22 protein-coding genes are annotated in these 22,168 nt (G+C 74.6%); 15 read left to right on the top strand and 7 right to left on the bottom strand.

What is annotated here, in order from left to right:
* The first annotated feature begins 34 nt into the window (after positions 1-34).
* The 10 genes from cobO to cobA are packed head-to-tail and all read left to right on the top strand — an operon-like array spanning position 35 to position 10,492.
* On the top strand, positions 35-646 hold the full coding sequence (gene cobO, locus ACGFH8_RS24030) for a cob(I)yrinic acid a,c-diamide adenosyltransferase (RefSeq protein WP_393370832.1): 612 nt from the start codon (positions 35-37) through the stop codon (positions 644-646).
* Positions 640-1,995, top strand: coding sequence for a cobyrinate a,c-diamide synthase (locus ACGFH8_RS24025; protein WP_393370830.1), 1,356 nt, complete (start codon positions 640-642; stop codon positions 1,993-1,995). Before cobO ends, ACGFH8_RS24025 begins: the two co-directional genes overlap by 7 nt.
* Positions 1,992-2,798, top strand: a complete 807-nt coding sequence (cobI, locus tag ACGFH8_RS24020) for a precorrin-2 C(20)-methyltransferase (RefSeq protein ID WP_393370828.1) — start codon at positions 1,992-1,994, stop codon at positions 2,796-2,798. The genes ACGFH8_RS24025 and cobI overlap by 4 nt, the downstream gene beginning before the upstream one ends.
* Entirely contained in the window at positions 2,795-3,640 is an 846-nt protein-coding gene (cobM, locus tag ACGFH8_RS24015) for a precorrin-4 C(11)-methyltransferase (RefSeq protein WP_393370827.1), read from the top strand. The genes cobI and cobM overlap by 4 nt, the downstream gene beginning before the upstream one ends.
* A complete protein-coding gene (locus ACGFH8_RS24010; RefSeq protein WP_393370824.1) occupies positions 3,637-4,788 on the top strand; it encodes a cobalt-precorrin-5B (C(1))-methyltransferase in 1,152 nt (383 codons plus the stop codon). Before cobM ends, ACGFH8_RS24010 begins: the two co-directional genes overlap by 4 nt.
* Positions 4,785-6,284 carry a precorrin-6y C5,15-methyltransferase (decarboxylating) subunit CbiE gene (cbiE, locus tag ACGFH8_RS24005; RefSeq protein WP_393370822.1) on the top strand — a complete coding sequence of 500 codons (1,500 nt, stop codon included), beginning with the start codon at positions 4,785-4,787 and terminating at the stop codon, positions 6,282-6,284. The genes ACGFH8_RS24010 and cbiE overlap by 4 nt, the downstream gene beginning before the upstream one ends.
* Positions 6,281-8,080 (top strand): precorrin-3B C(17)-methyltransferase, encoded by a 1,800-nt coding sequence (gene cobJ / locus ACGFH8_RS24000; protein WP_393370819.1) that lies wholly within the window; start codon positions 6,281-6,283, stop codon positions 8,078-8,080. Before cbiE ends, cobJ begins: the two co-directional genes overlap by 4 nt.
* On the top strand, positions 8,068-8,259 hold the full coding sequence (locus ACGFH8_RS23995) for a 4Fe-4S binding protein (protein ID WP_393370817.1): 192 nt from the start codon (positions 8,068-8,070) through the stop codon (positions 8,257-8,259). Before cobJ ends, ACGFH8_RS23995 begins: the two co-directional genes overlap by 13 nt.
* On the top strand, positions 8,256-8,852 hold the full coding sequence (locus ACGFH8_RS23990) for a precorrin-8X methylmutase (protein WP_393370815.1): 597 nt from the start codon (positions 8,256-8,258) through the stop codon (positions 8,850-8,852). The genes ACGFH8_RS23995 and ACGFH8_RS23990 overlap by 4 nt, the downstream gene beginning before the upstream one ends.
* Positions 8,849-10,492 carry a uroporphyrinogen-III C-methyltransferase gene (cobA, locus tag ACGFH8_RS23985; RefSeq protein ID WP_393370813.1) on the top strand — a complete coding sequence of 548 codons (1,644 nt, stop codon included), beginning with the start codon at positions 8,849-8,851 and terminating at the stop codon, positions 10,490-10,492. Before ACGFH8_RS23990 ends, cobA begins: the two co-directional genes overlap by 4 nt.
* Positions 10,493-10,495: 3 nt before the next feature.
* Here the strand turns inward: cobA and ACGFH8_RS23980 are convergent, their stop codons facing one another.
* The 7 genes from ACGFH8_RS23980 to ACGFH8_RS23950 form a co-directional block, all read right to left on the bottom strand.
* Positions 10,496-12,649 (bottom strand): FtsX-like permease family protein, encoded by a 2,154-nt coding sequence (locus ACGFH8_RS23980; protein ID WP_393370810.1) that lies wholly within the window; start codon positions 12,647-12,649, stop codon positions 10,496-10,498.
* Positions 12,646-13,326, bottom strand: a complete 681-nt coding sequence (locus tag ACGFH8_RS23975; protein ID WP_393370807.1) for an ABC transporter ATP-binding protein — start codon at positions 13,324-13,326, stop codon at positions 12,646-12,648. The genes ACGFH8_RS23980 and ACGFH8_RS23975 overlap by 4 nt, the downstream gene beginning before the upstream one ends.
* The gene (locus tag ACGFH8_RS23970) at positions 13,323-13,847 is read right to left on the bottom strand and encodes a PadR family transcriptional regulator (protein ID WP_393370804.1); all 525 of its coding nucleotides are present in this window, start codon (positions 13,845-13,847) and stop codon (positions 13,323-13,325) included. The genes ACGFH8_RS23975 and ACGFH8_RS23970 overlap by 4 nt, the downstream gene beginning before the upstream one ends.
* A 78-nt stretch (positions 13,848-13,925) precedes the next feature.
* Entirely contained in the window at positions 13,926-14,288 is a 363-nt protein-coding gene (gene crcB, locus ACGFH8_RS23965) for a fluoride efflux transporter CrcB (protein ID WP_393370802.1), read from the bottom strand.
* A complete protein-coding gene (locus ACGFH8_RS23960) occupies positions 14,285-14,761 on the bottom strand; it encodes a fluoride efflux transporter FluC (RefSeq protein WP_393370799.1) in 477 nt (158 codons plus the stop codon). The genes crcB and ACGFH8_RS23960 overlap by 4 nt, the downstream gene beginning before the upstream one ends.
* Before the next feature lie 82 nt (positions 14,762-14,843).
* Positions 14,844-15,602 (bottom strand): class I SAM-dependent methyltransferase, encoded by a 759-nt coding sequence (locus ACGFH8_RS23955; RefSeq protein WP_393370796.1) that lies wholly within the window; start codon positions 15,600-15,602, stop codon positions 14,844-14,846.
* A gap of 140 nt (positions 15,603-15,742) precedes the next feature.
* Positions 15,743-16,963 carry an MFS transporter gene (locus ACGFH8_RS23950; RefSeq protein WP_393370794.1) on the bottom strand — a complete coding sequence of 407 codons (1,221 nt, stop codon included), beginning with the start codon at positions 16,961-16,963 and terminating at the stop codon, positions 15,743-15,745.
* Positions 16,964-17,100: 137 nt separating this feature from the next.
* Between ACGFH8_RS23950 and ACGFH8_RS23945 the strand changes: the two genes are divergently transcribed.
* From ACGFH8_RS23945 to ACGFH8_RS23925, 5 genes are all read left to right on the top strand, one after another.
* Positions 17,101-17,550: a MarR family winged helix-turn-helix transcriptional regulator gene (locus ACGFH8_RS23945; RefSeq protein ID WP_393370791.1), complete on the top strand. Its 450-nt coding sequence runs from the start codon at positions 17,101-17,103 to the stop codon at positions 17,548-17,550.
* Between the two features lie 78 nt (positions 17,551-17,628).
* The gene (gene paaK / locus ACGFH8_RS23940) at positions 17,629-18,948 is read left to right on the top strand and encodes a phenylacetate--CoA ligase PaaK (protein ID WP_393370788.1); all 1,320 of its coding nucleotides are present in this window, start codon (positions 17,629-17,631) and stop codon (positions 18,946-18,948) included.
* Positions 18,949-19,006: 58 nt separating this feature from the next.
* Positions 19,007-20,257, top strand: a complete 1,251-nt coding sequence (locus ACGFH8_RS23935) for an FAD-dependent oxidoreductase (RefSeq protein ID WP_393370786.1) — start codon at positions 19,007-19,009, stop codon at positions 20,255-20,257.
* Between the two features lie 64 nt (positions 20,258-20,321).
* Positions 20,322-21,428, top strand: coding sequence for a nucleotide disphospho-sugar-binding domain-containing protein (locus tag ACGFH8_RS23930; RefSeq protein ID WP_393370784.1), 1,107 nt, complete (start codon positions 20,322-20,324; stop codon positions 21,426-21,428).
* A gap of 55 nt (positions 21,429-21,483) precedes the next feature.
* On the top strand, positions 21,484-22,050 hold the full coding sequence (locus ACGFH8_RS23925; protein ID WP_393370782.1) for a dienelactone hydrolase family protein: 567 nt from the start codon (positions 21,484-21,486) through the stop codon (positions 22,048-22,050).
* The last annotated feature ends 118 nt before the right edge of the window (positions 22,051-22,168 follow it).

Below are 22,168 nucleotides of genomic sequence, written 5' to 3'. Positions count from 1 at the left end.
TCGCGGGAGAGTCCGCGGGCGAGGGAGATCGCTGATGCCGCAGGGACAGCCGAGTCACGTGCCCGCCGACGGGCTGACCACCCGGCAGCGGCGGCATCGACCGCTCCTGATCGTCCACACCGGGCAGATGAAGGGGAAGTCGACGGCCGCCTTCGGGCTGGCGCTGCGGGCCTGGACGGCCGGTCTGCCGATCGGCGTGTTCCAGTTCGTCAAGAGCGCCAAGTGGCGGGTCGGCGAGGAGAACGCCTTCCGGGCGCTCGGCGAGGCGCACGAGCGCACCGGCCAGGGCGCGCCGGTGGCCTGGCACAAGATGGGCGAGGGCTGGTCGTGGATCCAGCGCGGCGGCGAGGCCGACCACGCCGCCGACGCCCTGGAGGGCTGGCGGCAGATCCAGCGTGACCTGGCCGCCGAGCGCTACGGGCTGTACGTGCTCGACGAGTTCACCTACCCGATGAAGTGGGGTTGGGTGGACGTCGACGAGGTGGTCGCCACCCTGGCCGACCGCCCCGGCTTCCAACACGTCGTCATCACCGGCCGGGACGCCGACCCGCGCCTGGTCGCCGCCGCCGACCTGGTGGCCGAGCTGACAAAGGTCAAGCACCCGATGGACGCCGGCCAGAAGGGCCAGAAGGGCATCGAGTGGTGAGCACACCCTGGGCGCTGCCCCGGCTGGTGGTCGCCGCGCCGGCCAGCGGCCACGGCAAGACGACAGTCGCCACCGGGCTGCTCGCCGCGCTGCGCCGTCGCGGCCTGACGGTCAGCCCGCACAAGGTCGGCCCCGACTACATCGACCCCGGCTACCACGCCCTCGCCGCCGGACGAGAAGGGCGCAACCTCGACCCCTTCCTGGTCGGGGCCGAACGGATCGCCCCGCTGCTGCGCCACGGCGCGAGCGTCCCGACGCCCGCCGACATCGCCGTCGTGGAGGGCGTCATGGGGCTGCACGACGGTGCGGTCGGTCGCCGCGACTACGCCTCCACCGCACACGTCGCCCGGCTGATCGACGCACCCGTGCTGCTGGTGCTGGACACCACCGCACAGGGCCGTTCGGCCGCCGCGCTGACGCTGGGCATGGCCGCGTTCGACCCGGCGGTACGCATCGGCGGCGTGATCCTCAACCGGGTCGGCTCCCCCCGACACGAGTCGCTGCTCCGCGACGCCCTCGCCGAGGTGGGCGTACCGGTGCTCGGGGCCGTCACCCGCGCCGTCGAGGTGGCCGCGCCGGCCCGGCACCTCGGGTTGGTCCCGGTCGCCGAGCGGGCCCCCGAGTCCCTGGCGATCGTCACCGCGCTGGCCGAACTCGTCGAGGCCACCGTGGACCTGGACGCGGTGCTCGACCTGGCCCGCACCGCCCCGCCGCTGACCGGCCCGGCGTGGGACCCGGTCGCCGCCGTCGGCGGGCCGGCCGACGCCGAACGGCCACTCGTCGCGCTCGCCGGTGGCCCCGCCTTCACCTTCTCCTACGCGGAGACCGCCGAACTACTCACCGCCGCCGGCGCGGACGTGGTCACCGTCGATCCGCTGCGTGATGCGGCGCTGCCCAGCGGCACCCGCGCGGTGGTCATCGGCGGCGGGTTCCCCGAGGCGTACGCGGAGGCGCTGGCCGGCAACGCCACGCTCCGCGCCGAGCTGGCCGACTTCGACGGGCCGATCGTGGCCGAGTGCGCCGGGCTGCTCTACCTCGGGCGGTCCCTGGACGGCGTACCGATGTGCGGTCGGCTGGACCTGACCGCCCGGATGACCGGCCGGCTCACCCTCGGCTACCGCGAGGCCCTGGCCACCACCGACTCCCCGGTGGCCCGCGCCGGCGAGCAGGTACGCGGCCACGAGTTCCACCGCACCACCACCGACCCGCGGCACGGCGAGGCGTCGGCGTGGCGCTGGGACGACGCCGAGCACGGCTTCGTGAGCGGTCGGGTGCACGCCTCCTACCTGCACACCCACTGGGCCGGTCACCCGGACGCGGCCCGCCGGCTGGTCGAGGCGTGCCGATGAGCGCCGACGACAGTCGGGCCGGCGGATCGGCCGACGCCACGCTGACCGGGGTGGGGGTCGGCCCGGGTGACCCGGAACTGCTGACCGTCAAGGCGGTGCGCGTGCTGCGCGAGGCCGACCTGGTCTTCGTACCCGTGATGGCGGACCGGGTCGAGCCCACCGCGACCGCCGCCGCGACGCCTGCGGGTGCGGACGCCGGGCGGGCCGAGGCGACCGTCCGGGCCCACGTCCCGGTGGACCGGCTGCGCCGGCTGCCGTTCGCCCTGGACGACAGGGGTGGGGTGACCGCCCGCCGGGCGGCGGCCTGGGACGACGCGGCCCGGGTGGTGGTCGAGGCGTTCGACGCGGGCGCGCGGTCGCTGGCGTTCGCGACGATCGGCGACCCCAACGTCTACTCCACATTCGGCTACCTGGCGCAGAGTGTGCGCGCCCTGCGCCCGGCGGTGCGGGTGGCGACGGTGCCCGGCGTCACCGCCATGCAGGAACTGGCGGCGCGCAGCGGCATCCCACTCTGCGAGGGGCGCGAACCGCTGACCCTGCTGCCGGCCACCGCCGGCCTGGCGCTGTTCGCCGACGCCCTCGCCGGGCCGGGCACCGTGGTCGCCTACAAGGGCTGGCGGCGGCACCCGGAGCTGCTCGCCGAGCTGCGCCGGCAGGGCCGCCTCGCCGACGCCGTGCTCGGGCGCAGCCTGGGGCTGCCCGGCGAACGCGTCGGCCCGGTCGACGACACCGCGCACGACCTGCCGTACCTGTCGACGCTGCTGGTCCCGGCCCGCCGCGAGCACCGAGGAGGAAAACTGTGACAAGCGACGGCAAGGTGTGGTTCGTCGGAGCCGGCCCCGGCGCGGCGGACCTGCTGACCCTGCGGGCCGCCCGGGTGATCGCCGAGGCGGACATCGTGATCTGGGCGGCCAGCCTGGTGCACGCCGACGTGCTGGAGCACGCCCGGTCCGGTGCGGAGATCGTCGACTCGTCGCAGCTGCCCATCGAGGGGGTGCTGCCGCTGTATGAGCGGGCCGCCGAGCAGGGGCTGACCGTGGCGCGGATCCACTCCGGCGACCCGGCGCTGTGGGGAGCGGTGCAGGAGCAACTGGACGTGTGCCGGGCGCTCGGCCTGGCCGTCGAGATCGTGCCCGGGGTCTCCTCGTTCACGGCCGTCGCGGCGATCGTCGGGCGGGAGCTGACCGTGCCCGAGGTGGCCCAGTCGGTGATCCTCACCCGCCTCGAAGGCGGCAAGACCCCGATGCCGCCCGGTGAGCGGGTCCGCGACTTCGCCCGGCACGGCACCACGATGGCGCTGTTCCTCTCCGCTGCCCGCTCCGGGCAGGTGCAGGCCGAGCTGCTGGCCGGCGGGTATCCGGCGGACACCCCGGCCGTCGTGGCGTACCAGGCGACCTGGCCCGACGAGCTGGTGGTGCGCTGCACGGTGGGCACCCTGGAGGCGACCGTCAAGCAGCACAAGCTGTGGAAGCACACCCTCTTCCTGGTGGGGGCGGCACTGGCCGCCGAGGGCACCCGTTCGCACCTGTACCACCCGGGGCACTTCCACACCTTCCGCCGCGCCGAGCCGGCCGCCCGCGCCGAGCTGCGCCGCCAGGCCGGCGCCCGCACCGGGGGGACAGCCACACCGGGGCACACACCATGACGTACGCCGAGCCGCCGCTGCGCGAGCCGGACCTGCCCCGGACCGCGAAGGTACGCCCCACCGCGCTGCGGACCGGCTGGACCACAGGCGCGTGCGCCACGGCGGCGGCCAAGGCGGCGGTGACCGCGCTCGTCACCGGCGAGATCCAGCCGGACGTGGAGATCGGCCTTCCCGCCGGCCGGCGGGTGCGCTTCGGAGTGGAACGCTGCGAGCTGACCGGCACCCCGCCGGTGCGCGCCGAGGCGGTCGTCGTCAAGGACGCCGGCGACGACCCGGACGTCACCCACGGGGCCGAGCTGACCGCCACCGTGGACTGGACCGACGTCCCCGGTCTGCGGCTCGCCGGCGGGCCCGGCGTCGGCACGGTCACCAAACCCGGCCTCGGGCTCGCCGTCGGCGGCCCGGCGATCAACGACACCCCCCGCCGGATGATCGGCGAGGCGGTGGCCGAGGTGGTCGACCTCAGCGAGGTGGGCGTCCGGGTGGTGATCAGCGTGCCCCGCGGCGAGATCATGGCCCGTAAGACCACGAACCGCCGACTGGGCATCCTCGGCGGCATCTCGATCCTCGGCACCACCGGGATCGTCCGCCCGTTCTCCACGGCGTCGTGGCGGGCCAGCGTGGTACAGGCCGTGCACGTGATGGCCGCCCAGGGCGAACGGACCGTGGTGCTCTGCACCGGTGGGCGTACCGAGCGGGCCGCCCGCGCGCTGCTGCCCGACCTGCCCGAGGTGTGCTTCGTCGAGGTCGGTGACTTCACCGGGGCCGCCGTCACCGCCGCCGTGGGTGACGAGATGACAGGTGTGGTCTTCGTCGGCATGGCCGGCAAGCTGGCCAAACTCGCGGCGGGCATCCTGATGACCCATTACACCCGCTCGAAGGTGGACCTGTCCCTGCTCGGCGCGGTGACCGCCGAGGCCGGCGGCGACCCGTCGCTCGTCACCGCCGTGACCGAGGCGAACACCGGGCGGCACGCGTACGAGCTGTGGGAGGCCGCCGGGCTGCTCGCTCCGGCCGGTGACCTGCTCTGCCAGCGGGTCCGCCAGGTGCTGCGGCGCTTCGCCGGGCCGACGGTCACCGTGGACGTGGCGATGGTCGACTTCGCCGGAGCGCACGTGGTCGCCTCGTCGGGGCGGTGGCCCCGATGAGTCGGACGGCCCCGGATCCGCCGGCGAACCTGGCGGCCCCGGACGCGCTGGTGACCGTGGCCGGCCCGGAGGCGCTGGTGACCGCGGCCGGCCCGGAGGCGCTGGTGACAGTGGTCGGGTTGGACGCGGCCGGCGCGCCGCCGCACCCGGCCCTCGCGCCCGCGCTGGCCGGGGCCGGGCTCGTCGTCGGGGCGGCCCGACACCTGGCCGCGGTGCCCGTACCGGCCGGCGCGGACACCGTCGCCCTCGGGCCGCTCGCCCCCGCCCTGCACCGGTTGGCCGAGGCCGTCGCCGCCGGGGTGCCGGCCGTGGTGCTGGCCAGCGGTGACCCCGGCCTGTTCGGCATCGTCCGGCGGTTGCGCGCGGCCGGGCTGCCGCTGCGGGTGGTGCCGGCGGTGTCGAGTGTGGCCGCCGCGTTCGCCCGCGCCGGCCTGCCCTGGGACGGCGCCGCTGTCGTCACCGCGCACGGGCGCGACCCGCGCCCGGCCCTGAACGCGTGCCGGGCGCTGCCGCTGGTCGCGGTGCTCACCGCGCCCGGCGCCGGTGCCGCCGAGCTGGGCGCGGGCCTGATCGGCTGGTCCCGCCGCCTGCTGGTCGCCGAGAACCTGGGCACCGACGCCGAACGGATCCGCGCGGTGACCCCCGAACAGGCCGCCGCCGCGACCTGGGCCGACCCGCACGTCCTGCTCAGCCTCGCCGACGCCGGGCCTGTCGAACCCGCGCCCGCCGACGCCGCACCCGCCCCCGCCGACGCCGCGCCCGCCGACGCCGCGCCCGACCGCGCTGACCCCGCGCCCGACCCCGCCGACCGCGCCGACCCCGCGCCCGACCCGGCCGAAGCCGCGCCCGACCCGGCCGAAGCCGCACCCGACTCGGCCGACTCCGCCCGTGGTCGGGTCGCGCCCGGTGGAATGCGCGCCGACAACCAGCCCGCCGCCGCCCCGGCCGGAGGCTGGGCCCTGCCGGAGGACCGGTACGTACACCGCGACTCCATGATCACGAAGTCGGAGGTGCGCGCCCTCGTCGTCGCCCGGCTGCGCCCTCGACTGGGTCGGCTGATCTGGGACGTCGGCGCGGGCAGCGGCTCGGTGGGCATCGAGTGCGCGCTGCTCGGCGCGGCGGTGCTCGCCGTCGAACAGGACCCCGCGGCCGGCACGAGCATCCGGGCCAACGCCGACGCCCACGCCGTGGACGTCCGGCTCGTTTCCGGTCGAGCCCCGCAGGCGCTGGTCGGCCTGCCCGAGCCGGACGCGGTCTTCGTCGGCGGCGGCGGGGTCGACGTCCTCGCCGCCGTGGTGGCCCGCCGGCCCGAGCGGGTGGTGCTCACCCTGGCCGCCCTGGACCGGGTCGCGCCGGCCGTGGGTCTGCTGCGCGCCGCCGGCTACACGGTCGAGGGCGCCCAGCTCTCCGCCGCCCGCCTCGCCGACCTGCCCGGTGGGTCGATCCGCCTCGCGGCCACCAACCCGGTGGTCGTCCTCACCGGGGAGCGCCCGTGAACCACGAGAATCCGCCCGCCCGCATCGGTCTGGTGGCGGCCACCGCCGCCGGCCGTCGACACGCGCACACCGTCGCCGCCGCCTGGCCGCACGCCCGGCTGGTGCAGGGGGAGAGCGTCGCCGACGCGCTGCGGACCGCCTGGGTGGAGTGCGACGCGGTGGTCGCGTTCCTGGCCACCGGGGCGGTGGTGCGGATCCTCGCGCCGCTGCTCGCCGACAAGCGCAGCGACCCGGCCGTGGTGGTCGTCGACGAGGCGGCCCGGCATGCCGTGGCGCTGCTCGGCGGACACGTCGGCGGCGGCAACGACCTCGCCGAGCGGGTCGGCGCCCTGCTGGACGCCCGACCGGTGATCACCACGGCCACCGACACGGTGGGCCTGCCCGGGTTGGACACCCTCGGCTGGCCCGTGCAGGGCGCGGTCGCCGCGGTGTCCCGGGCCATCCTGGACGGTGAGCCGGTCCAGTTGGTCGCCGACGCCGACTGGCCGCTGCCCGCCCTGCCCCCGAACGTCCACCCACAGCCGATCGCCACGAACATCGGCGCCGACCGCGCCGACCGCGCCGACCGCGCCGACCGCGCCGACCGCGCCGACCGCTGCGACGCGGTGGGCGTCGGGTATCGGCTGCTGGTCACCGACCGGGTGGTGCCGCTGGACGGGCGGACCGCTGTGCTGCGACCGCCGTCGCTTGTCGCCGGGGTCGGGGCGAGTCGGGGCGTACCGGCCGGCGAGGTGGGGGAGCTGCTGCACCGGGTGCTGGCCGAGGCAGGCCTCGACCCGGCGAGCCTGCGCTGCCTGGCCAGCGCCGACATCAAGGCCGACGAGGCGGGCATCCTGCGTACCGCGGACACGCTCGGCGTACCCCTGGTGACCTGGCCGGCGACGCGGCTGGCCGCCGTCGACGTGCCGCATCCCAGCGAGGTGGTCCGCGCCGCGGTCGGCACGCCGAGCGTGGCGGAGGCCGCGGCCCTGCTCGGACCGGACGGCCGGGCCGACGACGCGACGCTGCTGGTCGGGAAGACCGCGACGGCGATGGCCACCGTGGCGGTGGCCCGGCACGCGCCGCGCGGCCGGCTCGCCGTTGTCGGGCTCGGGCCCGGCGCCGCCGACCTGCGCACTCCCCGCGCGGTGGCGGAGCTGCGTCGCGCGGCCGTGGTGGTCGGCCTGGACCAGTACCTCGACCAGGTCCGCGACGTGCTCCGGCCGGGCACCCGGGTGCTGTCCAGCGGCCTCGGCGCGGAGGAGGCACGGGCCCGCGCCGCCGTCGCCGAGGCCGTCGCCGGCCGCGCGGTCGCGCTGATCGGGTCCGGCGACGCCGGGGTGTACGCGATGGCAAGCCCCGCCCTGGAGTACGCCGACGAGCGCATCGACGTGGTGGGTGTGCCCGGGGTGACCGCGGCGCTCGCCGCCGGCGCGCTGCTCGGCGCCCCGCTCGGCCACGACCACGCCTATGTGAGCCTGTCCGACCTGCACACCCCGTGGGAGGTCATCGAGCGGCGGGTGACCGCGGCGGCCGAGGGTGACTTCGTGACGCTGTTCTACAACCCGCGCAGTCGGGCCCGGGACTGGCAGCTCGGCAAGGCGCTCGGCATCCTCGCCGCGCACCGGCCACCGGACACCCCGGTGGGTGTGGTGCGCAACGCCAGCCGCCCCGGCGAGCGGGTGCACCTGGCGACCCTGACCACCCTCGACCCGGCCGTCGTCGACATGTACAGCGTGGTGGTGGTCGGCAGCAGCGACACGAGGCTGGTCGCCGGCCGGATGGTGACACCGCGGGGGTACCGGTGGCGCTCGTGACCATCGACGCCTGCCAGGGCTGCGGCGCGTGCCTGCTCACCTGCCCCACGCACGCGATCTGGCCGGTCGCCGGCGGCCTGACGGTCCGCGCCGACCGTTGCACCGGCTGCCTGGAGTGCCTGGAGATCTGCCCGGTCGACGCGATCCGCGTGCTCGACCCTCAGGAAGGAGCCCGATGAGCAGGGTGGTGCACCCGATCGAGGTGGAGTCGTACCGCATCCTGCGCGAGCGGGTCGACCTGTCGCACCTGCCGCCGCTGAGCCGCGCGGTGACCGAACGGGTCGTGCACGCCAGCGCCGACCTCGCGTACGTCGACGAGTTGGTCTGCCACGAGGCCGCCCTGGAGTCGGGGCTGGGGGCGTTGCGCGCCGGGGCTCCCGTCGTCACCGACGTGGCGATGGTCGCCGCCGGCATCACCCGCGCCGGCCTGGAGCTGGTCTGCCCGGTCGCCGAGCCGGCCGCCGCCGAGCTGGGTCGCTCGGCCGGCATCACCCGCTCGGCGGCGGCCGTGCGGATCGCGCTGGAGCGGGTCGGTCCGGGCGCGGTCTGGGTGGTCGGCTGCGCGCCGACCGCGCTCGTCGAACTGCTCACCCTGGACGCCGCACCGGCGCTCGTCGTCGGCCTGCCGGTCGGCTTCGTGGGGGCCGCCGAGTCGAAGGCGGCGCTGCGGGCCAGTGGCCTGCCCGCCGTGTCGAACGTGGGGGAGAAGGGCGGTTCGGCGGTCGCCGCCGCCGCCCTCAACGCCCTGCTCTACATCGAGGAGAAGTCATGACCGGGTTGGTCATCGTCGGGCACGGTACGCGCAGCGCGGCCGGGGTCGACCAGTTCGCCGCCCTCGTCGAGCGGGTCCGTCGTCGCGGTGACGTCGGCGACGTCGAGGGTGGTTTCATCGAGCTGTCCCGCCCGCCGCTGACCGACGCGGTCGGCGCGCTCGTCGCGCGCGGGCACCTGGCACTCGTGGCGCTGCCGCTGGTACTGACCGCCGCCGGGCACGGCAAGGGCGACATCCCCGCCGCGATGGCGCGGGAACAGGAGCGGCACCCCGGGTTGACCTACCGCTACGGTCGCCCGCTCGGCCCGCACCCGCTGCTGCACGACGCCCTCGAACAACGCATCGACGCGGCGCTGGCCGGTGCGGCTCAGGCGGACACCGCCGACCGGGCCGGCACGTGGGTCGCGTTGATCGGACGGGGCTCCACCGACCCGGACGCCAACGCCGAGGTCGCGAAGGTCGCCCGGCTGCTCTGGGAGGGGCGCGGCTACGCCGGCGTCGAGCCGGGCTTCGTCTCCCTGGCGCAACCGGCGGTGCCGGCGGTGCTGGAGCGCCTGCGTCGGCTCGGCGCGCGGCGGATCGTCGTGGCCCCGTACTTCCTGTTCGCCGGCGTGCTGCCGGACCGGATCGTCGCCCAGTCGACGGAGTTCGCCGCCGCCCACCCCGACCTGGACGTGCGGGTGGCCGAGGTGATCGGCGACTGCGACGCCCTCGCCGACCTGGTCCGGGAACGCCACGCCGAGGCGCTGGGCGGGGACATCCGGATGAACTGTGACACCTGCGCGTACCGGGTGCTGATGCCCGGCTTCGCCGACAAGGTGGGCCGCCCGCAACGCCCGCACGACCACCCCGACGACCCGGTCGGCCACCACCATCACCACGGCCACGACCATCACCACGACCACGGGTCGGTCGCCGTGGTCGGCGGCGGGCCGGGACCCGACGACCTGATCACGGTACGCGGAAAGGCCCTGCTCGACGCCGCCGACGTGGTGGTGGTCGACAGGTTGGCCCCGCAGGGGCTGCTCGCCGGGCTGCGCCCCGACGTGCTGGTGGTGGACGCCGCGAAGGTGCCCCGTGGCCCGTCGATGGCCCAGGAGGCGATCAACGAGGCCCTGGTCTCGCACGCTCGCGCCGGCCGGCGGGTGGTCCGGCTCAAGGGCGGCGACCCGTACGTCTTCGGACGCGGCCACGAGGAGGTGCAGGCCTGCGCGGCGGCCGGTGTGCCGGTGACAGTGGTCCCCGGGGTGAGCAGCGCGATCGCCGCGCCGGCCCTCGCCGGTGTGCCGGTGACGCACCGGGGCGTGGCGCACGACGTCACTGTCGTGTCCGGACACCTACCGCCCGGGCACCCCGACTCGCTCGTCGACTGGGCGGCGCTGGCGCGGGCCCGGGGCACTGTGGTGTTGCTGATGGCCGTCGACACGATCGCCAAGATCGCGTCAGTGCTGATCGAGCACGGCCGTGCCCCGGAGACCCCGGTGCTCGCCGTGCAGGACGCCGGGCAGCCCAGCCAGCGGTCGCTGCCCGCCCGGCTGGACGAGATCGGCGCGCTCGCCGCCCGGGAGGGCGTCGGCCCGCCCGCCGTCTTCGTGCTCGGCCCGGTGGTCGCTCTCACGACCACCGGACCGCACACCTGACGACTACTCGCTGCGGGCGGTCTCCGGACCGGTGATCCGTTCCAGCAGCGGCATCGTGGAGGCGATGACGCCGAGGCAGGCGACCAGTCCGACCACGACGATCACGTAGAAGCGCGGCTCCGGCGCGACCAGCGTGTAGTGCATCTGTGCCCGCAGGAACAGCTGCGCGGCGAGCAGGCCCATGCCGATGGCGACGGCGGCGACGGCGAGCATCGGCACCGCGCTCTCCAACGCGACCACCCGGCGCAGCACCCGCACCGGCGCGCCGCTGAGACGCAGCAGGCTGAACGGGCGTCGGCGCTCGGTGAGACCGCCGATGACGCTGACCGCGAGGCTGCACCCGCCCAGCGCGAGGCTGGCCACGATGATGACGTTTGCCAGTTGCTCCCAGCCGCGCAGCGTGTTCGCGAAGTCCGCCTCGAAGTCGCCGGGCACGTTCGGCCCGACCCAGAAGGTCGGGAAGGCGGCCTCGAGGACGGTACGTGAGCGTTCGATGGCGGCTGCCGAGCCGTCCGTGTCGACGACGATCGACATCACCGGGAGCTGTTGAAGATCACCGAGCGGGACCGACGCGGCAGGCCAGACTCTGGCGGACGACGCCGACTCCCGGAAGGGGACGAGACCCGTCGCGACCTCGGCGACGGTGGCGCCCTCGGCGCACCGGCCGTACGCACTCGGAATGTCGGTGCACGCGATCAGGCCGGGCTCGCTGGCGGTCATCCAGTCCGGGTTCTCGCGTACTGCCGTCGCGGACCGCACGCCGGTGATGGAGCGAAGCCCGGTGAGAAGTGTGTCCGGCGCTGCCGGCGCATCGTCGGGAAGGGCGAGAGACACCCGCCCCGCCTCGGCCGAGCCGACCGGCGCCGGACCGCGGTTGGCAATGATCGTGGTGATCACGCCGACGGCCACACTCGTGACGAAGAGCGCGAGCATGATGCCGCTGATCGCCCGGAAGCCGGCCTTCGGGTTGTCGGCGAGGCGACGCGCGGCGATGAGCGTGGCCGGACGGTTGGCGTACCGGGCCAGGATGCGGGCGCCGACCATCGTCAACCACGGGCCGGCGAGGACCAGGCCGGCCATGATGAGCAGCAGGGCGGGCAGGAAGATCGCGGTCTGGCCGTCGGACGTTTCCGGTTTGAAGCCGATGGCGAAGAACAGCACCGCGACGCCGAGCAGGGCCGGGATCAGCCGGTACGCCCGCGGTGCCCGTGGGGTGACCCGCCGGGTGACGCCCAGCGGCGAGATCCGTACCCGGCGCAGCGAGACCTGGGCGGCCACCGCCGCGCCGGCCGGGACGCCGAGCGCCACCAGCAGGATGTCCAGCAGGCCCAGCGACATGTCACTGGGGAAGAACGGCATGCCGGTGAACGGGATGCCCGCGAGCGGGTCGCGCAGGGCGTAGAACAGGGCGAAGCCGACGGCGGTGCCGGCGACGGCGGCGGCGGCCGCCTCCACCGCGGCGACCATCGCGATCTGCCGGGGCGTCGCGCCGACCAGGCGCATCGCGGCGAAACGCTGCTCCCGGCGGGCGGCGCTGAGCCGGGTGGCCGTGCCGATGAAGATCAACACCGGGAAGAGCAACCCGCCGGCGATCACGCCCAGGATGAGGTTCACCGTGGTCTCGGGGAGGGCGGGGGTGTCGCCGACGCTTGTGACCTTCTTCGCGTTCGGAAGTGCGGCGACCCGGTCGGGGGTGCCGCCGGCGATGACGAGCAGGGTGTCCGGTGAGGTCAGCGCGGCCGGACCAACGGTGCCGAGGTCACGCCCCGGGTAGCGGTCGCCCAGTTGGTCGGCCGGGTGGGCGGCCAGCAGGTCGCGCAACGCGGGCGAGGCGTAGAACTGGCCGGGACCAGGGGTGGTGGGGACACCGACCGGGGTGGGCGCGGTCGCGCCGGTAGCGGCGACGTCGATCCGGATGATCTGCTTGCCGTGGAAGTAGTCGAACCGGGTCGACCACCACAGCGGGTCGGCGTCGCCGGCCGACGCCTGCGGATACATCGAGGCGTACCGGGTGAGCTGTGCGTTGACCGCGTTGACCCCGGCCAGGGTGGTCAGCAGCAGCCCGCTGCCGATCGCGACGGCGGCGGCGATGACGAGCAGGCGGGTGAGCGCCTCCCGGCCGCCGGCCACGGCGAGGCGGAGCCCGAAGCGGATCATGAGGCGACCCGGTCCGGCGCGTTCACGCGCCCGTCGCGGACCATGACCTCGCGGTCGGCGTACGCGGCGATCCGGGGCTCGTGGGTCACCAGGATGACGGTGGTGCCCTGTTCGCGGGCGGCACCGACCAGCAGGTCCATCACCTGCTCGCCGGTGAGCGAGTCGAGCGCGCCTGTCGGTTCGTCGGCGAAGAGCACCTGCGGCTCGGCGACCAGGCCCCGGGCCAGGGCGACGCGTTGCGCCTGCCCGCCGGACAGCTCGCCCGAGCGCCGCTGCTCCAGGCCGTCCAGGCCGAGGCGCGCGAACCAGGCACTCGCCTTCGGCAGCGCCTGCTTGCGGTGTACGCCGCTGAGCAGGAGCGGCAGGGCGACGTTCTCCACGGCGGTGAGCTCGGGGACGAGCTGGCCGAACTGGAACACGAAGCCGAAGCGGTCCCGGCGCAGGCCGCTGCGCCCGGTCTCGGCCATGGTGTCGATCCGGGCCCCGTCGAGGAGGATCTCGCCGGAGTCGGGCACGAGGATGCCGGCCAGGCAGTGCAACAGGGTGGACTTGCCCGAGCCGCTGGGGCCCATGACGGCGAGGATCTCGCCGGCCTCCACGGCGACGCTGGCGCCGCGCAGGGCGGGGGTCTGGCCGAAGGAGAACCGCACGTCACGTGCTTCGATCATGACGCTCACGGCCGCACCTCTTTCCGCAGGGCGTCCAGCCGGGCGCCTGTCATCTCGATCCACCGGAGATCCGCCTCCAGGTGGTAGAGGCCGTGGTCGGCCAGCAACGCGTCGACGAGGCTGCCGGCGCGCTTGATCTCGGTGAGCTCGCGCATCCGGTGCAGGTGCGCGCTGCGCTGGGTGTCGAGGTATTCGTCGGCCGGCCGGTCCAGCATCAGCGCGAGCACGACCTTGGCGAAGAGCACCGTCTGCAGGTGCGGCTCCGGGTCGACCGGCTGGGTCAGCCACTGCTCCACCTCGGTCGCGCCGACGTCGGTGATGACGTAGCGCTTGCGGTCCGGGCCGGCGCCCGGCGCGACGTCGCTGATCACCACCTTGCCGTCCCGGGCCAGGCGGCTGAGGGTGGAGTAGACCTGGCCGAACGGCAGTGGCTTGCCCCGGCCGAAGAAGGCGTCGTAGTCGCGCTTCAGGTCGTAGCCGTGGCGGGGCTCTCGTTCGAGGAGGCCGAGAAGGGTCAGTGGCACGCTCATGGGAGGAGACTACACCGGGGGTATACCTCGCGTATATACCCCCGGTGTCTTCCCCGATCCGGGCAGGATTTCCGCAGGTCAGCCCAGTAGGGCGCGGGTCAGGGCGTAGCCGGCGGCCGCCGCGGCGAGCCCGGCGGCGACACTGCCCACGACGTTTGCCAACGCGAGGAGGCGGTGGCCGCCCCGCGTCAGCCGCAGCGTCTCGTAGCTGAAGGTGGAGTAGGTGGTCAGCGCCCCGCAGAACCCGGTGCCGAGCAGCGCGGTGACCGCCGGGCCGGTCGGCCACCCGACGAGCGCGCCGAGCAGCAGCGAGCCGACCACGTTGACGGTGAGCGTGCCCCAGGGGAACGCCGAGTCGTGCCGGGACTGGATCGCCCGGTCGGTGAGGTAGCGCAACGGCGCGCCGACGGCCGCCCCCAGGGCGATGAGCAGCACGGTCATCGGGCCGCCCGCCGACCCAGCAACGCGGCCGTGACGGCGTCGCCCAGCCCGACGGCGACAAGTGCCCCGAGCAGCGTCGCCGCCAGGTACGCCAGCGCGGTGCCCGGCGCGCCCGAGACGAGCGCCTGCTGGATGTCGACCGCGTACGCGGAGAACGTGGTGAACCCGCCGAGCACACCGACCCCGAGGAACGGGCGGGCCAGCGGGTGCCCACCGCCGCGGTGGGCGAGCACCGCCATCAGCACCCCGATCAGCAGGCAGCCGGACAGGTTGATGCCGAACGTCGCCCAGGGGAAGCTGGTCGGCGAGTGCGGAGCGGCGTGTTGCAGGCCGGCCCGGGTCAGCGCGCCGAGCGCCCCGCCGGCCGCGATCGTGGCGAGAATCGTCGCGGGGCGCGCGGTCAGCTCGCGGCGGTCGGCGGGGACGCGCAGGTCGACGTCGGGGTCGCCACGCTGCTCGGATGGCTCTGGCACGGGTCCTCAGCGTAGTGCCGGCGACGGCAGCGTCAGCGTAGTGCCGGCGACAGTCGCCTCAGCACTGGCGGCGACGGCCGCGTCAGCGCACCGCCGCGACGGCGGCGTCCGGACCGCCGCGCCACACCGTGCCGACCTCGCTGAACCCGGCCGCGGTGAGTGCGGTCAGGTGCCAGGACACCGGCGGGTTCCACTCCGGGCTGTGCCCGGTCGGGTAGATGTCCTGCCGCTGGGCGACCAACGGGGCCAGCGCCGGGTCGGCCCCGGCCCGCTCCCACCAGTCCGACCAGGAGAGCACCGCGCCGGCGGCGTACCGGGCGTTGCGCCGGTCCCGGGCCCGGTCCAGCAGCCGCTTGGTCAGCTCCGGCAAGGTGTCGTCGGGCATGTGGTCGGCGTTGACGAAGACCCCGCCCGGCCGCAGCACGTCGCGCAGTTCGGCGTAGAGCTGCCCGAGCCGGTCGGCCGGCAGCCAGTGCAGGGCGGTGGCGGTGAGGACGGCGTCGTAGTCGCGGTGGGGGAGCGCGGCGCGCCACTCGGGGGTGCCGAGGTCGGCTGGGACGATCGTGGCCCGGTCGGCGAGGGTGGCCCCGGCGATGGCCAGCAGTGCCGGGTCGAGATCCAGCAGGGTCACCTCGGCGCCGGGGAAGCGCGTCAGTGTCCGCAGCGAGATGGTGCCGGTGCCGCCGGCCAGGTCGAGCACGCGTGGCGGCCGGCCGTCGCGCACCGCGTCGACGGTGTCCAGCATGGCGGTGAACCGCTGTTCCCGGTCCGGCAGGTACGCCTCCTGCTGGTGATCCCAGCTCTCCTGCCAGGCCCAGGGCTCCAAGATGTAAGGACTCATAGCGAGCAGGCTAGTTACGTACCGGACGTGTTGTCCAGACCTTGTTGCACATAACTTGCAATTGCGGGAAGATGGCAGAGCGATGATCAGAGTGACGCCGGGTCGGGCCTCCGCCCGGCCCGGCGTCCGTCTCCGGCGGGTCAGGCCGCCGTGTCCACCAGGGCCGCGTCGGCCGTCGCCGGCTCCCGGCGGCGGGCCAGCCGCAGCGCTGCCAGCAGGACACCCAGGCCGGCCAGGGTGAGGGCCGCGCCGGCCCAGATCGGCGAGGTGTAGCCGAGCCCGGCGGCGATGGTCACCCCGCCGATCCAGGCGCCCAGCGCGTTGCCCAGGTTGAACGCCGCGATGTTGGCCCCGGACGCCAGGGTCGGCGCCTGGCTGGCGTAGTGCATGATCCGCATCTGCAACGGCGGCACGGTGGCGAACCCGAACCCGCCCATCAGCACCAGCGAGACGACTGTCAGCACCGGGCTCGACGCCGTCAGCGCGAAACTGACGAGCACCACGGTGAGCACCGCCAGGACGGTGACCAGGGTGCGCGACAGCGACCTGTCCGCCGCCCGGCCGCCGAGCAGGTTGCCGGCGAAGAGCCCCACGCCGAAGAGGACGAGCAGCCACGGCACGGTGCTGCTGGCGAAGCCGCTGACCTCGGTGAGCGTGTAGGCGATGTAGGTGAACGCGCCGAACATGCCGCCGAAGCCCAGGACCGTGATCACCAGCGACAGCCAGACCTGCGAGTGGGTGAAGGCCCGCAACTCGCCACGCAGCCCACCGGCCGGCCGGTCGGCGTTCGCGGTGTCGCCGGCCGGAACGAGCAGGGCCAGCCCGATCAGCGCGACCACCCCGATCGCGGTGATCGCCCAGAACGTCGACCGCCAGCCGAAGTGCTGCCCGAGGAAGGTGCCGAAGGGAACGCCGAGCACGTTCGCGATGGTCAGGCCGGCGAACATCATGGCGATGGCGCCCGCCCGGCGGGCCGGTGCCACCAGGCCGGCGGCGACCACGGCGCCGATGCCGAAGAACGCGCCGTGGCAGAGCGCGGCGACGATCCGGCCGGCCATCATCACGGCGTAGTTGCCGGCGACCGCCGAGAGCAGGTTGCCGACGATGAAGAGCACCATCAGGCCCAGCAGCACCGGTTTGCGCGGCAGTCGGGTGACCGCCGCGGTCAGGGCCACTCCGCCGACGGCCACGCTGAGCGCGTAGCCGGAGATCAGCCAGCCGGCGACCGGTTCGGTGACGGCGAAGTCGGCGGCCACCTCGGGCAGCAGCCCCATGATCACGAACTCGGTGAGGCCGATGCCGAAGGCGCCGATCGCCAGCGCGATCAGGCCGGGTGGCACGGACTTCTGGCGTACGGACATGGTGTTCCCATCGCGGAGGGGGCAGATATGCGGCGCGTGCAACTACACGCGCCAGCAACGAGATAGTTGCACGCGCCGGATACCGGCGCAAGCGTGCTAGCGTGGGGCCGTCGAGATCACACCCGAGGAGGGCCGGCATGGGCATCGCCGACGACGCGGTCGAGATCCGCGCGCAGGGCTGGCGCACCCTCGCCGCCCTGCACGGGCTGATCGAGGCGTCCCTGGAACGGGCGTTGCAGGCCGACCACGACCTGTCCGTCGTCGAATACACGGTGCTCGACGCGCTCTCCCGCCAGCACGGCTGGCACATGCGGATGAACCAGCTCGCCCGCGCCGCAGCCCTCTCCGGCAGCGCTACGACCCGCCTGGTCACCCGACTGGAACAGCGCGGGCTGCTCACCCGCATCCTCTGCGCCGACGACCGGCGCGGCATCTACACCGAGCTGACCCCGGCCGGCTCCGAGCTGCTCACCCAGACTCGACCCACCCACGACCGGGTGCTCAGCGAAGCGCTCACCGAGGCCGAGGCCACCCCCGAGTTGGCGCCGCTCGTCGACGCCCTGCACCGCCTGCCGACCGCCCGCTGACCGCCCCACCAGCCCGGCCCACGGCGGGCGTACGGTACCCGCAGCCCCACCGGGACCGCCGCGCCAAGGAGGCACGCGATGCAGGACCGCACCCCTCGTGCGGAGGAGTTGGAGCCGATCGAGCGCGCCGGCATCGACGAGCTGCGCGACCTGCAACGCGAACGGCTGCGCTGGTCGGTGCGGCACGCGTACGACAACGTGCCGCACTACCGTCGGGCGTTCGACGCGGCCGGGGTGCACCCCGACGACTGCCGGGACCTCGACGACCTGGCCCGCTTCCCGTTCACCGGCAAGGCGGAGCTGCGGGAGAACTACCCGTTCGGCATGTTCGCCGTCCCCCGGGAGCGGGTGGCCCGCCTGCACGCCTCCTCCGGCACCACCGGCCGGCCGACGGTGGTCGGCTACACCCGCGACGACCTGCGCACCTGGGCGCGACTGATGGCCCGGTCGATCCGCGCCTCCGGTGGCCGTCCCGGCGACCGGGTGCACGTCGCGTACGGCTACGGGCTCTTCACCGGCGGCCTGGGCGCGCACTACGGCGCCGAGGAGCTCGGCTGCACCGTCATCCCCGTCTCCGGCGGCATGACCGAGCGTCAGGTGATGCTGATCCGCGACTTCGAACCCGAGGTCATCATGGTCACCCCCAGCTACATGCTCGCCATCGTGGACGAGATGGGGCGACAGGGCGTCGACCCGCGCGCGACCTCCCTGCGGGTGGGCATCTTCGGGGCGGAGCCGTGGACCGAGGACATGCGGCGGGAGATGGAGCAGCGGCTGGACATCCACGCCGTCGACATCTACGGGCTGTCCGAGGTGATGGGCCCCGGCGTGGCCACCGAGTGCGTCGAGACCAAGGACGGGCTGCATCTCTGGGAGGACCACTTCTACCCGGAGATCATCGACCCGTTGACCGGTGCGGTGCTGCCCGACGGTGAGCGGGGTGAGCTGGTGTTGACCTCGCAGACCAAGGAGGCGATGCCGGTGGTGCGCTACCGCACCCGCGACCTGACCCGACTGCTGCCCGGCACCGCCCGTCCGATGCGCCGGATCGAGAAGATCACCGGCCGCACCGACGACATGATGATCGTGCGCGGGGTGAACATCTTCCCGACCCAGATCGAGGAGCTGATCCTGCGGACCCCGCAGCTGTCGCCGCACTTCCAGTGCGTCCTCGATCGGCAGGGCCGGTTGGACACCCTCACGGTACGGGTGGAGCGGCGCACCGGCGTCACCGCGGATGCCGCCGAGCGGGCCGGCGCGACGCTCGTGGAGTTGGTGAAGAACACCATCGGCGTGAGCGTGGCGGTCGACGTCCTCGCGCCGGACGCGGTGGAGCGGTCGGTGGGCAAGATGCGCCGCATCGTCGACAGGCGACAACCTCCGCGGGCGGCGGGATGAGCGGGCGTTCGACGATGATGGCTCAGCGGGTCGTCCGCCGGTACGACGGGCGAAGGCGTTGAGCGGCGGTCTGCGAGTGGCGGTGGCCGGTGCCGGCCTGGGCGGGCTGTGCCTCGCTCAGGGCCTGCTGCGGGCCGGTGTCGACGTCGACGTCTACGAGCGGGACGCCGCGCCGGACAGCCGCCGGCAGGGTTACCGTCTGCACGTCGACGCTCGCGCGGCCCTCGCGCTGGAGAAATGTCTGCCACCGCGGCTGTTCCGGCTGTTCCTGGCGACGGCGGGCCGCCCCGGGAGCAGGGTGACGGTGCTGTCCGGGCGGCTGCGTGTCCTGCACCAAACGCCCGCCAGCCCGCCCCGTGACCCGGACGATCCGGCAACTCTGTCCACGTCGGTCGATCGAGGTACGCTGCGCGAGATTCTCGCCGCCGGGCTTGCGGAGCGGATTCACTACGGCCACGAGGTCGCCGACTACGAACAGGACCCGGACGGGGTGACGCTGCGCTTCGTGGACGGCTCGACGACGCGCGCCGACGTCCTCGTCGGCGCGGACGGGGTGAGTTCGGCGGTCCGCCGCGTACTCCTGCCACACGCACAGCCTGTCGACACCGGCACGCGGATCATCTACGGCCGGACGCTGTTGGACGACGCGGCGAGGCGGCTCGTCCCACCGGCCATGTCCGACGGGTTCACCGCGATCCTGGGCGGCCACGTCGGTCTGGCCGCCGGACTCGTCGAGTTCCGGCGTCGACCCGTGGACGCGGCCGCCGCGATCGCGCCGGACGTACGCCTGAGCCCGGCCGGTGACTACCTGATGTGGGCGGTTTCCGCACCGCGCGACCGGCTGCCGGCGTTCGACGGGACGCTCGAAGAGGCCGACGCGACGACCCTGCACTCCGTCGCCTGCCGGGCGATCCGATCGTGGCACCCCGACCTTCGCGCCCTGCTCGGCGCGGCGGCCGTGGAGGAGACGTTCGTCATCCGGGTCCGCAGCAGCCGCCGTGTGCCGGCCTGGGTCCCGAGCAGGGTGACCCTGTTGGGTGACGCCATCCACGCGATGAGCCCGGCCCGCGGCTCCGGCGCGAACACCGCGCTCATGGACGCGGCACATCTGTGCGAGGCGCTCACCGGTGGCGGCGACCTGGTCGCGGCGATCGGCGACTACGAGGAACGGATGCGGGACTACGGCTTCGCCGCGGTCGAGGCGTCGCGGCAGGCCGAGGCGGAGGCCGCGCGTCGGAGAAACCTGCTGTGGCTGTGGGTTGTCGACCACCTGCCGAAGCCTCGTGGCACGGCGAAGCGGACGCGCTGAACGCACGCCGCAGGCGGCCGCGGCGGGGCTTCACCACCGGCCCGATCGACATAGGATCCGGCCCATGCGCGTCCTGGTGGTCTCCGCCCCGCTGGTCGGGCACGTCTTTCCGCTGGTGCCGCTCGCGGTCGCGGTGCGCGACGCCGGCCACGAGGTGCTGTTGGCCACCGGCGGCGGTGGCCTGGCCGCCGCCGACGCGGGTTTGTCGGTGCGCGACGTCGCGCCGGGCTTCGACTTCGGCCGGATCGCGCTGCGGGTCTTCCCCCGGCACCCGCTGATCGCCCGCGCCGAGATGGCCGGCACCGCCGACACCCGGGGCGCCGGCCTGCTCTTCGGTGCCCTCAACGATCGGCTCATCGACCCGGTCGTCACGCTGGCCACCGAGTGGCGGCCGGATCTGGTGCTGCACGAGCCGTTCGCAGTCGCCGGCGCGGTGGCCGCCGCCCGGCTGGGCGTGCCGGCCGTACGCCAGGAGAACTCCCTCTTCGACGGCCGGGACCTGGTCCGCGCCACCACCGCCCGGCTCGGTTCCGCCCTGCGGCGGCACGGCCTGACCGAGCTGCCGCCGCCGGCCGCCGCCATCGCCGTGGCCCCGCCCAGCGTGGCGCGGCAGGATGGCTGGCCGATGCGCTACGAATCCTACGTCGGCGGCGGCGAGCTACCGGACTGGCTGCGGCAACCGGGCGAACGACCGCGCATCCTGGTCACCCGCAGCACGGTGACCGGCCCCGGTGATCGGGGGCCGATGCCCGCCGTGGTCGCTGCCGCCGCCGAGGTGGACGCCGAGATCGTGCTGGTCCGGCCGGACGAGCGGTCGGCCCGTTCGCTGCCCGGCAACGTGCGGGTGGTCGACTGGATCCCGCTCGACGTGGCGTTGCCGGTGAGTGCGGCACTTGTGCACCACGGCGGGGCGGGCAGCGCCTTCGGCGCCCTCGCCGCCGGCCTGCCGCAGCTCGCCACGACGGGTCCGGGGGACCGGCGGCACAACGCCGAGCTGGTGGCCCGCCGGGGCGCCGGCCTGGCGCTGCGCCCTCGGGACATCACCGCGCGGGCACTTACCCACCTGCTCACCGACGAGCGCCTGCGTACCGCCGCCGTCCAGGTCAGCCGTGAGATCGCCGCGATGCCGCCACCGGCCGACCTGGTCGCGCGGCTGGCGGCGCTGGTCTGAGGTCGGCCCCGCGTGGCCACACCGGACGGACCCGCGGCTGCGGCAGGATGACCGGATGCCACACGTCGTGCTGTTCCACTCCGTGTACGGGCTGCGACCCGCCGTCCGCGCGACCGCCGACCGGTTGCGCGCCGCCGGGCACCAGGTCACAGTCCCCGACCTGTACGGCGTCCCGGCCGCCGACACCGTCGAGGAGGGCTTCGCGCTGCTCGACAAGATCGGCCACGACGTGGTGCTGGACCGGGCCCGAGCCGCGCTGCGTGACCTGCCCCCGGAGACGGCGCTCGCCGGCCTCTCGATGGGCGCCGGCGTGGCCGGGGCGCTGCTGGCCGAGCGACCCGACGCCGCAGGTCTGCTCCTGCTGCACGGCACCGGCGGCGCACCGGACGCGGTCCGACCCGGGTTGCCGGTGCAGCTACACCTCGCCGACCCCGACCCGTACGACGCGCCGGACGAGGTCGACGAGTGGCAGCGGGCGCTCACCGACGCCGGCGCCGATCTGACGGTCTTCCGCTATCCCGGAGCGGGTCACCTGTTCACCGATCCGGACCTGGCCGAGCACTCCCCGGAAGCCAGCGCGGCGATCTGGCCGAGGGTGCTGGCCTTCCTCAGCGTCCGCTGAGCGCTCCGAACGGCGACGTCGGGGACGACCCAGACTCGGTCCCTCCGCGACGATGAGCCCATGTCGCTTGTCGCCATGTGGCCGGTCCTCGGGATACGGGTCCACACACCGGCCGAGG

The organism is Micromonospora sp. NPDC049175, assembly GCF_043197345.1.
Taxonomy (GTDB): domain Bacteria; phylum Actinomycetota; class Actinomycetes; order Mycobacteriales; family Micromonosporaceae; genus Micromonospora.
Note: the sequence above shows the minus strand (reverse complement) of the source record. Positions and strands in the feature narration are given on the sequence as shown.